General features: G+C 67.8%; 10 protein-coding genes. 3 read left to right on the forward strand and 7 right to left on the reverse strand.

Features of this window, described 5'->3' with window-relative positions:
• Positions 1 to 52 precede the first annotated feature (52 nt).
• Positions 53 to 637, forward strand: coding sequence for a molybdopterin adenylyltransferase (gene mog / locus ACJ7Z0_RS07725; RefSeq protein WP_434789358.1), 585 nt, complete (start codon positions 53 to 55; stop codon positions 635 to 637).
• Here mog and ACJ7Z0_RS07730 read toward each other — a convergent pair.
• From ACJ7Z0_RS07730 to czcI, 4 genes are all read right to left on the reverse strand, one after another.
• Positions 634 to 3,798, reverse strand: a complete 3,165-nt coding sequence (locus tag ACJ7Z0_RS07730) for a CusA/CzcA family heavy metal efflux RND transporter (RefSeq protein ID WP_434789359.1) — start codon at positions 3,796 to 3,798, stop codon at positions 634 to 636. The genes mog and ACJ7Z0_RS07730 overlap by 4 nt on opposite strands.
• A 9-nt stretch (positions 3,799 to 3,807) precedes the next feature.
• Positions 3,808 to 5,094, reverse strand: coding sequence for an efflux RND transporter periplasmic adaptor subunit (locus ACJ7Z0_RS07735; RefSeq protein WP_434789360.1), 1,287 nt, complete (start codon positions 5,092 to 5,094; stop codon positions 3,808 to 3,810).
• A gap of 17 nt (positions 5,095 to 5,111) precedes the next feature.
• A complete protein-coding gene (locus tag ACJ7Z0_RS07740) occupies positions 5,112 to 6,431 on the reverse strand; it encodes a TolC family protein (RefSeq protein ID WP_434789361.1) in 1,320 nt (439 codons plus the stop codon).
• Positions 6,432 to 6,526: 95 nt separating this feature from the next.
• On the reverse strand, positions 6,527 to 6,901 hold the full coding sequence (gene czcI / locus ACJ7Z0_RS07745; protein WP_434789362.1) for a cation efflux protein, CzcI family: 375 nt from the start codon (positions 6,899 to 6,901) through the stop codon (positions 6,527 to 6,529).
• Positions 6,902 to 7,063: 162 nt separating this feature from the next.
• Between czcI and ACJ7Z0_RS07750 the strand changes: the two genes are divergently transcribed.
• Positions 7,064 to 7,735 (forward strand): winged helix-turn-helix domain-containing protein, encoded by a 672-nt coding sequence (locus tag ACJ7Z0_RS07750; protein ID WP_434789363.1) that lies wholly within the window; start codon positions 7,064 to 7,066, stop codon positions 7,733 to 7,735.
• A 51-nt stretch (positions 7,736 to 7,786) separates the two neighbouring features.
• On the opposite strand, the gene ACJ7Z0_RS07755 is transcribed toward ACJ7Z0_RS07750, so the two are convergent.
• Positions 7,787 to 9,055 (reverse strand): cation:proton antiporter, encoded by a 1,269-nt coding sequence (locus ACJ7Z0_RS07755; RefSeq protein ID WP_434789364.1) that lies wholly within the window; start codon positions 9,053 to 9,055, stop codon positions 7,787 to 7,789.
• 114 nt (positions 9,056 to 9,169) lie between these two features.
• On the reverse strand, positions 9,170 to 11,437 hold the full coding sequence (locus tag ACJ7Z0_RS07760; RefSeq protein ID WP_434789365.1) for a heavy metal translocating P-type ATPase: 2,268 nt from the start codon (positions 11,435 to 11,437) through the stop codon (positions 9,170 to 9,172).
• Between the two features lie 73 nt (positions 11,438 to 11,510).
• Here ACJ7Z0_RS07760 and cadR point away from each other — a divergent pair, with 73 nt between their 5' ends.
• Positions 11,511 to 11,981: a Cd(II)/Pb(II)-responsive transcriptional regulator gene (gene cadR, locus ACJ7Z0_RS07765; protein WP_434789366.1), complete on the forward strand. Its 471-nt coding sequence runs from the start codon at positions 11,511 to 11,513 to the stop codon at positions 11,979 to 11,981.
• Positions 11,982 to 11,990: 9 nt separating this feature from the next.
• On the opposite strand, the gene cysE is transcribed toward cadR, so the two are convergent.
• Complete coding sequence (gene cysE / locus ACJ7Z0_RS07770; RefSeq protein WP_434792627.1) at positions 11,991 to 12,782, reverse strand: serine O-acetyltransferase; 792 nt, start codon at positions 12,780 to 12,782, stop codon at positions 11,991 to 11,993.
• Positions 12,783 to 12,798 lie beyond the last annotated feature (16 nt).

The following is a 12,798-nucleotide window of genomic DNA, read 5'->3' on the forward strand; positions in this document are numbered from 1 at the left end:
CTCACCCCAGCCCTCTCCCGCAAGCGGGAGAGGGAGCAAGAGGCATGAGACCATGAGCACACCCGACCCCGTACGCATCGGCATCGTCTCCATCAGCGACCGGGCCTCCAGCGGCACCTACGAGGACAAGGGCCTGCCTTCGCTGAAAGAATGGCTCGGCCGGGCGCTGAAGAACCCCATCGATTTCGAGGCCCGTCTGATTCCCGACGAAACGGCCCTCATCAGCGCCACCCTGATCGAGCTGGTCGACGCCGGCTGTTCGCTGGTGTTGACCACCGGGGGCACCGGCCCGGCCCTGCGCGACGTGACGCCCGAGGCCACGCTGGCCGTGGCCCACAAGGAAATGCCCGGCTTCGGCGAGCAGATGCGCCAGATCAGCCTGCGCTTCGTGCCCACCGCGATCCTTTCGCGCCAGGTGGCGGTGATCCGCGACAAGAGCCTGATCATCAACCTGCCGGGGCAGCCCAAGTCGATTGCGGAAACGCTCGAGGGGCTGAAGGACGCGGACGGCAAGCAGGTGGTGCCCGGCATCTTTGCCGCCGTGCCGTACTGCATCGACCTGATCGGCGGGCCGTACCTGGAGACCGACGACACGGTCTGCAAGGCGTTCCGGCCCAAGTCGGCCATCAGGAACTAGCCCACGGGCCTGTTCTCTTCGCTCCGCCGGTGCGCCATGCGGTAGAGCAGCGGCAGCACCAGGAGCGTCAGCATCGTCGACGACAGGATGCCGCCGATCACCACCGTGGCCAGCGGCCGCTGCACTTCGGCGCCGGTGCCGGTGGCAATCGCCATCGGCACGAAGCCCAGCGAAGCGACCAGCGCGGTCATCAGCACCGGCCGCAGCCGCGTGAGCGCGCCTTCGCGGATCGCAGCATCGAGCGGCAGCCCACCCTCGCGCAGGTTGCGGATGAACGAGATCATCACCAGCCCGTTGAGCACCGCCACGCCTGAAAGCGCGATGAACCCCACCGCCGCCGAGATCGAGAGCGGAATGCCGCGCAGCCACAGCGCGACGATGCCGCCCGTGAGCGCGAAGGGGATGCCGGTGAACACCAGGAGACCATCCTTCAGGTTGCCGAACATCGCGAACAGCAGCGTGAACACCAGGAGCAGCGACACCGGCACCACCACCTGCAGCCGCTCGGTGGCCGAGGCCAGGTTCTCGTACTGGCCGCCCCAGGCTGTCCAGTAGCCCGGCGGAATGCTCACCTTGCGCATCGCTTCCTCGGCCTCGGCCACGAAGGAGCCGAGGTCGCGGCCGCGCACGTTGGCGCTCACCACGATGCGGCGCTTGCCGTTCTCCCGGCTCACCTGGTTGGGGCCGGGCGCCAGCTCCAGCGTGGCCACCTCGCCGAGCGGGATGAAGCTGGTGCGCTGCTGCGCCTCCGCGCCCGCACCCCGGGGCAGCGCCACGGGGAGGCGCTTGATCGCCTCCAAGTCGGTGCGCAGGTGCTCGGGCAGCCGCACGAGGATGTCGAAGCGCCGGTCGCCGTCGAACAGCGTGCCGGCCTCGCGGCCGCCGACCGCGATGGAGACGGCGTCCTGCACGTCGCCCACGTTCAGGCCGTAGCGCGCGGTCTTCTGGCGGTCGATGTTGACCGTGAGCATCGGCAGGCCGGTGGTCTGCTCGACCTTCACCTCGGCCGCGCCGGGGATCTTGCCCAGCACGCCCGACACCTCGGCCGCCGTCTTGTTCAGCACCTCCATGTCGTCGCCGAAGATCTTCACGGCCACGTCGCTGCGCACGCCGGAGATCAGCTCGTTGAAGCGCAGCTGGATCGGTTGCGAGAACTCGTAGTTGTTGCCCGGCAGCTTTTCGACCTCTTCCTGCACGGCCGCCAGCAGCTCTGCGCGTGTGCGGCGCGGTGTACCTTGCGACTTGGGCCACTCGCTCTCAGGCTTCAGCATGATGTAGCCGTCGGAAATGTTCGGCGGCATCGGGTCCGATGCGATCTCGGCCGTGCCGGTGCGCGCGAACACGCGCTCGATCTCCGGAAACTTCGCCTTCAGCGTGCGTTCGATCTGCTTTTGCATCTCGACCGACTGCGTGAGGCTGGTGCCCGGAATGCGCAGCGCCTGCACGGCGAAGTCGCCCTCGCCCAGGCTCGGCACAAACTCCGTGCCCAGGCGCGTGGCCAGCAGGCCCGAGAGCACCACCGCCACCACCGCAGTGGTGATGACCAGCGGCTTGGCTCCCATGGCGCGCGCCAGCAGCGGCGCGTAGCCGCGCCTGGCCCAGTGCATCAGGCGGTTCTCTTTCTCGCCCACCTTGTTGCCGATGAAGAGCGCCACGGCCGCGGGGATGAACGTGATCGACAGGATCATTGCGCCCAGCAGCGCAATCACCACGGTGAAGGCCATCGGGTGGAACAGCTTGCCCTCCACGCCCGTGAGCGCAAAGATCGGCAGGTACACGATCATGATGATCAGCTGGCCGAACAAGAGCGGCCGCCGTGCCTCCTGCGAGGCCGCGAACACTTCATGGAAACGCTCGCTGCGCGTGAGCGGCCGCCCGTGCTTGGCCTGCGCATGCGCGAGGCGCCGCACGCAGTTTTCCACGATCACCACCGCGCCGTCGATGATGATGCCGAAGTCCAGTGCGCCCAGGCTCATGAGGTTGGCGCTGATTTTCTGGTTCACCATGCCGGTAAAGGTGAACAGCATCGACAGCGGAATCACCAGCGCGGTGATCAGCGCGGCGCGCATGTTGCCAAGAAACAGGAACAGGATGGCAATGACCAGCACCGCGCCTTCGAGCAGGTTCTTCTTCACCGTGGCAATGGCCTTGTCGACCAGCACGGTGCGGTCGTACACCGTCACGGCCTTCACGCCCGCGGGCAGCGTTCGGTTGATTTCCTGCATCTTCTTGTCGACCGCCTGAGAGACGGTGCGGCTGTTCTCGCCGATCAGCATGAACACGGTGCCCAGCACCACCTCGCGCCCGTTGTCGGTGGCCGCACCCGTGCGCAGCTCCTGGCCGATGCCGACCTCGGCCACGTCCTGCACGCGCAGCGGAATGCCGTTCGCGTTGCCCAGGATGACGTTGCCGATGTCTTCCGCGGTCTTCACCTGCCCCGGCGCGCGAATCAGGTATTGCTCGCCGCGCTTCTCGATGTAGCCCGCGCCCACGTTGGCGTTGTTGCGCTCCAGCGCGGCCACCAGGTCGGTCATCGCGAGGCCGTGTGCCTGGAGCTTTGCAGGGTCGGGCGCGATCTGGAACTCCTTGGCGTAGCCGCCGATGGAGTTGATCTCGGTCACGCCCTTCACGTTGCGCAGCTGCGGCTTGATGATCCAGTCCTGGATCTCGCGCAGGTCGGTCGGCGTGTAGGGCTTGCCGTCGGCCTTCTTCGCGCCCTCTTCCGCTTCCACGGTCCAGAGATAGATTTCGCCGAGGCCGGTCGAGATCGGGCCGATCACCGGCGAGATGCCGTTCGGCATGCTTTCTCGCGCCGACTGGATGCGCTCGTTCACGAGCTGCCGCGCAAAGTAGATGTCGGTGCCGTCCTCGAAGATCACCGTCACCTGCGAGAGGCCGTAGCGCGAGAGCGAGCGGGTCTGCTGCAGGCCCGGCAGGCCGGCCATCACCGTCTCGATGGGATAGGTCACGCGCTGCTCGGCCTCGAGCGGCGAATAGCCGGGCGCCGCCGTGTTGATCTGCACCTGCACGTTGGTGATGTCGGGCACCGCGTCGATCGGCAGCTTCTGGTAGCTGAAGATGCCGAGCGCGGCCATGCCCAGCACCGCGAGCAGGATCAGCCAGCGCTGTTCGATGGAAAACCGGATGACTCGTTCGAACATGCGGCGTCCTCAGTGGGTGTGCGTGGCAGAGCTCTTGCCCTGCTGAGACTTCACGACGAAGCTGCCGCTCGCCGCATACGCGGTGCCGGGCACGAGGCCGCTCACGATCTCGACGCGCCGGCCGTCGCTGCGCCCGGTCTGCACCGCCTGTGGCATGAAGCCGCCGGGCACCTTGGCGAAGACCGTGGGTTTGCCTTCCACCGTCTGCACCGCCTCGGCCGACACCGTCACCGGGGCCTCGGCTTCGGACGAAGCAAGCTCCACGTTCACGAACAGTCCGGGCCGCCACACGCGCTGCGGATTCGTCACCGTGACGCGCGCCGTCGCTGTACGCGTCTGCGCGCCGATGAGCGAGCCCAGGTACGACACCGTGCCGCTGGCGGTCTGGTCGAAAGCGCTGGAGCGGATGGTCACCGGTTCGCCGATGCGAACGAGATTGAGGTTGTTGGCAGCCACGCTGATCTCGGCCCAGACCGTGGAGAGGTCCGAAATGGTGAACACGCTGGCGTCTTCCTTGACCGACTCGCCGAGCGAGATGTGCTTCTCGACCACCATGCCGTCGAACGGCGCGCGCAGCTCGTAGCGGCCAAGCGCCGACGAGCCCGGCGTGGCGCCCAGCGCCAGCAGCTTCTGGTTCGCGTTGGCCACGGCAATCTGCGCCTCCTGCATGGCCTGCTCCGCCTGCAGGTAGTCCTGCTGGGCGGAGATCTTTTCTTGCCAGAGTTTTTTCTCGCGCTCGTAGGTGGTGCGGGCAAGCGCCAGCCGGCGCTGCGCCGACTGCAGTTCGCTGCGCTGCTCCGAGAGCCCCGGGCTCGACAGCACCGCCAGCACCTGGCCGCGCTTCACCTCCTGGCCAAGGTTGGCCGGCACGCTCTCGACCACGCCCGCCACGCGCGGCACCACGTGGGCCGTGCGGTCTTCGTTGAACTTGATCTCGCCCGGCAGTTGCAGCAACGACCGGATGCGCGCGGGGCCGGCGCTTTCGATGGCCATGCCGGCGGCCTGGACCTGCTCGTCGGTGAAGACGATTTTTTTCTCGTCTTCTCGTTCTTCGTGCGCCTCGCCGGTGTGGCCCTTGGCCTCGCCGTGGCCATGGCCGTGTTCGTCGCCCTCTTCATGGTGCTCGCCCTCGGCGTGCTCTCCGGCTTCCGAATGTCCGGCGGCTTCGGGTTGGGCGGGCGTGGTGCGCAGGATCATTGCGCCGGCCGCGAGGCCCACCACCAGCACGGCCACGATGGCCAGCCACTGCTTCTTGCCGATACGTTCGGCAAAGGTCTTGCGTTCTTGCGTGTTCATGATTCGTGGAGTCCTTGTCAGCGCGGAGCGGGTGCCGCATGGAGGGTGTCGCCGCCGCCGGTGCCGAGCAGCCGGTCGAGTTCGCCGGCCGCGCGATGCGCCTCGGCCAGGGCGAGCAGGTGCTGGTTGCGCACCTGGAACAGCGTGCGCTGGGCATCGAGTGCGTCGAGAAAGCTGAACTTCCCGAGCTCGAAGCCCCGGGCGGCGGCCTGGCGGGCGGCTTCGGCGCCGGGCAGCGCGTCGCGCTGGAGCATCTGTGCGGTGGCGCGCGCCGAACGCAGGCGCTCGGTAGCCTGCGCCACGTCGGCACGCAGCTGAAGTTCGGCCGCCAGAAGATCGTCGCGCGCCTTCTCTTCGCGGCTCAGCGCCTCGGCGACGTTGCCGCGGTTGGTGTCGAAGATCGGCAGCGGCACCGACACGCCCACCACGACCTGGTTGCGGCCGCTGCCGCTGCCCATGCCTTCATCGGCCGGCACGCGCTTCGCGCCGAGCGACACGGTGATGTCGGGCACGCGCCGGGCCTGCTCCAGTTCCGACAGCGCCTGGCGCCGTTCGACCTCGAGCCGCGCCTGGCGCAGCACCGGTGCCTCGGAAAGCCGGCTCTGCACGTCCGCAACCGCTGCGGGCAACGAGTCGAGCGCGCCGTCTGCGTGCGTGAAGCGTGGCGACGCATTGCCCCAGAGCGCAGCGAGTTGCCGGCGCGCCGAGCGCAGCGCGCCCTCGGCCTGCAGCAGCTCGACGCGGATGCCGGCCTCGGCCACGCGCGCCCGGTTCTCCTCGAGCGGCGAAACCTTGCCGGCCGCCACCCGGTTGGCGGCCGCGCGGGTTGCCACTTCTGCAAGTCCGACCGAGTCTTGCGCCAGCCGCAAGCGCTCCTGCGCGGCCAGCACCTCGAAGAACAGCGTGATCGTCGACGCACGCAACTCGGAACGCCGCGCAAGCAACGCCGATTCGGCCTGGTCGCGGGCACGCTCCGCCGCCGTCACGCGCGCCGCGCGCTTGCCGCCCAGCTCGATGGGCTGGCTCAGCTGCAGCGTGGTGGTGCGGTTGTCGCGCCGCAGGTCTTCCACCTGCGCGCCGAACACCGGGTTGGGCCAGGCGCCGGCCTGCACCACGGCCGCATCGGTGGCCTCCCGTTCGCGCGCGGCGGACGAGAGCCCGGGGTTGAACTGCCGTGCCAGCGCGAGCGCGCTGGGCAGGTCCAGCGGACCTGCGGGTTCTGCCGCTCCGGGGGCGGCGTGCCCGAGCGGCGAAGGATTGGAACCGGCAGTGGATTGTGAAAATGCCGGGAACACCGCCAAGGCCATGACGGCCAGCGGCACGAAGAGCGTGCGCATCGAATTCTCCTGGGTTGCAAAACAACGGGCGGGGGAATTCGGCGAGAGCTCAGCTGATGATGAGTATCAGGAAAATGGGTTGTTCTCTCGCCGAATCAAAGGGCGAGAGGCCAGGCAGGAGGCACGGGCACTTCGGAGATGTGCGAGACGAAATGTTCCGCGCGCATGGCGCGCAGTGCCTGCGCCATTGGCGGTGCATGCACGCGATCGGCCATCGCCGGCAGGTGTTGCGCGTGGCCCAGGTGGCAGACGGCGCAATCTCCGAGCACGGCGTTGGGCTGGGTGCCGGGGCTCTTCTGCGCGTCGTCGGTGGTGCGCAAATCGCCCGCGCTGTTGCTCGGCTCGTGCTCGTGATGCCCCCAGTGGCTCGGTTGCACATCGCGTTCATGCTGGCAATAGGCCGCCGACGCCGCCCAGCTGAACTGGAACGGAAGCAAAAGCAGCAAGAAGATCTGAAGCCAGCGGCGCATGGTGCAAAAAGTATATCGGCGCCGTGGGGCCCGCCGGTCTGCAATGCCCTTGCAGTTTGCAGGTTGCGGCGCAATGTACGACAAGCGCGCGGCGTTTCGGCTGTCGTTCGGCGTGCGAATCCATAACTTCCGCCGGGCCACTCCACGGCGGACATTTCATCGATGAGAATTCTCGTCATAGAAGGCGAGCCCGGACTGGGCGACGATCTGAAGAAGGGCCTGGAAGCAAGCGGCCATGTGCTCGACACCGCACGCGACGGCGTCGAAGGCCGCTTGCTGGCCACCCTGGACGGGTACGCGCTGATCCTGCTCGACGTGACGCGCCCCGGGATCGACGGCTTTGCGGCGCTGCAAGCCATCCGGCGCACCAGCAACGTGCCCGTTCTGGTGCTCACCGACCGCGACAAGGTCGAAGACCGGGTCAGCGGCCTGCAGCACGGCGCCGACGACTACCTCGTCAAGCCCTTCTCGCTTTCCGAACTGCTGGCGCGCGTGGAGGCCCTGCTGGGCCGGGGCACGCGCCAGGCGTCCACCATGCTCCGGCTTGCCGACCTGGCGCTGGACCCGGCCAGCCGCACGTGCGTTCGCAACCGCACGCGCATCGACCTCACGGCCAAGGAGTTCATGCTGCTGGCGCTGCTGCTGCGCCACCACGGGGAGATACTTTCACGCCGCACGCTCGGCCAACAGGTGTGGGATGCAGCCTTCGAGAACGAAAGCAACGTGGTCGAAGTGACCATTCGCAGGCTGCGCAGCAAGATCGACGACGCTTTCGACGTCAAGCTGCTGCACACGGTGCGCGGCAGGGGCTACGTGCTCGAAGATCGCTCCTGATCGCGAGCCCCGGGCCGCCCCCATGCGGCACCGGCTCACGCATCCCCGGTGTCAGGGTTTGGCAGGCGCCTCTGGCTTGCCCTCGGCGTCGCCGGCACGCGGCGCCTTGCGGCCAATGCACAGCGTCATCAGCGGCCCCGTCATCGCGGTGGTGGCCAGGGCCATCACCAGCAGCATGGTGAACAGCTCGGGGCCGATCAGTCCCACGTCGAACCCGATCTTGATCACGATCAACTCCATGAGCCCGCGCGCGTTCATCAGTGAACCGGTGGCCAGGCTGTCGCGCCAGCTGTAGCCCGCGATGCGCGCGCCGGCCGCGCCGCCGGCAATCTTGCCGACGGTGGCCACGCCCACGATCAGCAGCATCGCACCCAGGCTCGCACCGGAGAAGGCATTCGCCGTGGTGCCCAGCCCCGCAAGCGCAAAGAACAGCGGCATCAGCACGACGATGGAAATCGGCTCGATGCGTTCGCTCAGCGAGCGCAGCAGGCGGTCGTCGCGCGGCAGGCAGGCACCGAACAGGAAGGCGCCGAACACCGCGTGCAGGTGCAGCCATTCGGTCAGCAGCGCGGTGAGCAACAGGCCGATCATGAGCGAGGCCATCACCGTGGTCGAAGGCTCGCCGTCGGGCGCCTTCACGCGCAGCAGCCAGGCAAAGGCGGGCTTCAGGCCGAAGAACAGGAAGGCGAGCATCACGACCACGCCGACGGTGATCTTGATCAGGCTCTCGTAGCCCTCGCCCGCGCCAACCAGCGCCACCACGAAAGCCAGCAGGATCCAGGCGAACACGTCGACCACGGCCGCGGCACTGAGCGAGAGCTGGCCGAAGGCCGTGCGCGTCATGCCGCGGTCCTTGAGGATGCGCGCCATGACGGGAAAGGCCGTGATGGAAAGCGCAGCCGCCATGAAGAGCGCAAAGGGCCAGAAAGCGACACCGGCCGGCGCGAGCGTGGGGTACAGCGCAGGCGAGATCGCAATGCCCAGCGCCAGCGGCACGATCACGCTGAGCACGCCCACGGCGCCCGCCGCCTTGAGTTGCGCCCGCATGTTCCGCGTGGCCCGCAATTCCAGGCCCACCACGAACATGAACAGCACCAGCCCCACCGTCGACAGCGAAGAAAGGCCCTGCAGCGAGTCCTTGGCAAACAGCTGCGCGTGCAGCGAGGGGAAGAGCGCGCCCATGACCGCCGGGCCGAGCATGAGGCCCGCCGCCATTTCGCCCACCACGCCCGGCTGGCCAAGGTAGCGAAGCACCCAGCCGCAGAGGCGCGCGGTGGTCAGGATGACGACAAGTTGCAGCAGGAGAGAGGTGACGGACATCGAGGGGCTGGGGTCGGCAAGGGGAAACAGCCGATGTTAGTTCCAAGCCGTGTCGCCGAACCAGCGGTTGGCCCACTGGTTCAGCGCGAGGCGCTTGGCGCCCCCCCGGGCAACTCACCTGGACGCGCGCATCAGCCGCAAGCCGTTCGCCACCACCAGCAGGCTTGCCCCCATGTCCGCAAACACCGCCATCCACATCGTTGCGCCGCCGAACACCGCGAGCACGAAGAACACGGCCTTGATGCCGAGCGCCAGCGTGATGTTCTGCCACAGCACCGAATGCGCGCGGCGCGAGAGGCGAATCGTTTCGGGAATGCGCCGCAGGTCGTCGTTCATGATGACCACGTCGGCCGCTTCCATGGCGGTGTCGGTGCCGGCGCCGCCCATCGCAAAGCCGATGTCGGCCTGCGCGAGCGCGGGTGCGTCGTTGATGCCGTCGCCCGCCATGCCGGCCATGCCGTAGCGCTGCTGAAGCGCCTTGATGGCATCGAGCTTCTCCTCGGGCAGCAGGTTGCCGCGCACGTCGTCGATGCCCGCATGAACGCCGATTGCCTTGGCCGTGGCGGCGTTGTCGCCGGTCAGCATCACGGGCGTGACACCCAGCGCGCGCAGCTCGGCCATGGCCGCCTGCGAGGATGGCTTGATGGTGTCGGCCACCGCGAACAGCGCCAGCACCGCATGGCCAGAGGCCAGCAGGGTGACGGTGCGCCCGGCCTCCTCATGCCGCTTCAGCTCGGCTTCGAGCGCGGGGCTGCACAGCTTCTGTTCTTCGATGAGGCGATGGTTTCCAAGCACATAGCTGCGGCCTTCGTGCGTGGCCTGCACGCCGCGTCCCGGCAGGGCCGCAAAGTTGCCGACCGGCCGGGGCTCGCGCTTCAGGCCCTGGGCAATGGCCTTCGACACCGGGTGGTCGGAGCGGCCCGCGATGCTCGCGGCAATGGCAAGGATTTCGCCCTCGTCCGCCGTCTTGTCGAGCAGGCTGGTTTCGACCAGCTTCGGCTTGCCTTCGGTGATGGTGCCCGTCTTGTCGAGCGCGACGGCCTTGAGCTTGCGCGCCTCTTCGAGGTAGGTGCCGCCCTTGATCAGGATGCCGCGCCGCGCGGCCGATGCCAGCGCGCTCACCACCGTGACGGGTGTCGAGATGACGAGCGCGCAGGGGCATGCGATGACCAGCAGCACCAGCGCCTTGTAGACGGCCTCCATCCAGGTCCAGCCCATGAGCCAGGGCGTGAGCGCCGCCACGGCGATTGCCAGCGCGAAGACCGCGGGTGTATAGACGGCGGCAAACCGGTCGACGAAGCGCTGCGTGGGCGCGCGCGTGCCTTGCGCTTCTTCGACCGCGTGGATGATGCGCGCCAACGTGGTGTTGGCAGCCACGGCCGTGACGCGGAATTCGAGCGCGCCCGTCTGGTTGATGGTGCCCGCAAACACCGCATCGCCCACCGACTTGTCGACCGGAATGCTCTCGCCGGTAACGGGTGCCTGGTCGATGGCGCTCATGCCCTCCGTCACCACGCCGTCGAGCGGAACGCGCTCGCCGGGGCGAATGCGCACCAGGGCACCGAGCGCCACGGTGTCTGCCTTTGCCGTCTTCCAGCTGCCGTCGGGCTGCCTGACATCGGCCAGCTCGGGCGCCAGCGCCAACAGGCCCTGGATGGCATTGCGGGCGCGGTCGACGGCACGCGCCTCGATCATTTCCGCAATGGCATAGAGCGCCATCACCATCGCGGCCTCGGGCCATTGGCCGATGACGAAGGCACCCGTGACCGCCACCGCCATCAGGGCGTTGATGTTCAGGCGCCCGCGCACCAATGCGGCGAAGCCCTTCTTGTAGGTGTCGAGCCCGGCCAGCGCGATGGCTGCGAGCGCCAACCCCATCTCCACCGCCGTGAACCCGATGCCCTCCGGTGCGAGAAAGGAAATCGTCTCGGCCGCGATGGCCAGCACCAGCGCGGCCACCAGCCGCCAGAGCTCCGGCGTCATGAGGCCGGCGGCGCGCGCCGTGCCGGGAGCGGGCGGCGCACCGGCCACCTCATTCAGCGGCTCAGGCTTGAACCCCGCCTTGCGGATGGCTTCGAGCGCATTGGGCAAGGCAGTGTCGTCGGCGGTGATCGCCATCGTCCGTTCGCCGAGCCGAAAGCGCAGCCCGCTGATGCCGCGAACCGGCTCCAGCGCGCGGCGGATCTCGGACTCTTCCACGGCGCAATCCATGGTGGGAATTCGGAAGAGCAAGGCGCCCTTGGGGATGTCTGCGGTATTGGCGGCAGCGACAACTGCCGCCGATCCACATGCGGAACTGCCGCAGCAGGCGGTTTCGGCCGGTGCATGCGAATGAGCATGCGCATGCGGCGCCACCGGTTTCAGAGCGTTCTGGTTCGTCATGAAGTGCATTGGAAACCCTGAAGCAGGTGTAGAGTCAAACGCTAGATTCCTCCACTCCCCTTCTTGCCGCATCATGAAAATCGGAGAACTGGCCAAGGTCGCGAACACGCCGGTCGAAACCATCCGGTACTACGAGCGCGAGCAGCTGCTGCCCGAGCCGGCGCGCACCGAAGGCAACTACCGCATCTACGACGACGAGCATGCGCAGCGGCTGGGCTTTATCCGCCGCTGCCGTTCGCTGGACATGACGCTCGATGAAATCCGCAGCCTGCTGCGCTTTCGCGATGCGCCCGGCGAAGACTGCGGCGAGGTCAACCAGCTGCTGGACGACCACATCGGCCACGTGGCCGCGCGCATTTCCGAACTCAAGACACTGGAAAAGCAGCTGAAGGCGCTGCGCCAGCAATGCTGCGGGCCTGAATCGGCGCAGAACTGCGGCATCCTGCAAGAGCTGGACACCGCCGCGCTCGCAACGGAGCCGTTCGGGCAGCACGCGGGCCATGTGCATGGGTCGCTGCACACGGCCGCGAAACGATCGACCTGAAAGGCCTCGCTACCTGCCGATGAGCTGCGTGAGCTTCTCCGCCTCGAAGCTCTCGTCACGCGCCGCATCGCAGGGCACGCAATCCTTGGTGCCGGGATGCGCAGACAGCTTCTCGATGGCCTGCCACAAGAGCGCGATCTGGTGTTCCTGGCTCGCGGCACTGTCGACGAGGCCGCGCATGGCCTGGCTCAGCGGGTCGTCGTCCTGCGTGATGCCGTAGGCGGAGAACTTCTGCGGCGCGGCCACATCGGCGCTCTCGCCGGTCTTCGACGGGATGATGCGTGCGGGAATGCCCACCGCGGTCGCCCCTGCCGGCACAGGCTTGATGACCACCGCGTTGCTGCCGATCTTGGCGCCATCGCCGACGACGAACCCGCCCAGCACCTTGGCCCCCGCGCTCACCACCACGTTGCGCCCCAGCGTCGGATGGCGCTTGGTGCCCTTGTAGAGCGAGGTGCCGCCGAGCGTCACGCCCTGGTAGATGGTGCAGCCGTCGCCGATCTCGGCGGTTTCGCCCACCACCACGCCCATGGCGTGGTCGAAGAACACCCGCTCGCCGAGCTTGGCCGCGGGATGAATCTCGATGCCGGTGAGCCAGCGGGCCCAGTGCGCGATGAAGCGCGCCGGCCACTTGAAACCGTGCGTCCAACACGCATGCGCCCAGCGGTGCAGCACCACGGCATGGAAGCCGGGGTAGACCGTGATCACTTCCCAGGCGCTGCGGGCGGCCGGGTCGCGTTCGAGGATGCACCGGATGTCGGCGCGCATTCGAGAAAACATCGCTGCCTTTGTTGTCGTTATATCGATAGGGGCCGGG

It is taken from the genome of Variovorax palleresanus (genome assembly GCF_051144945.1).
GTDB lineage: Bacteria > Pseudomonadota > Gammaproteobacteria > Burkholderiales > Burkholderiaceae_C > Variovorax > Variovorax paradoxus_S.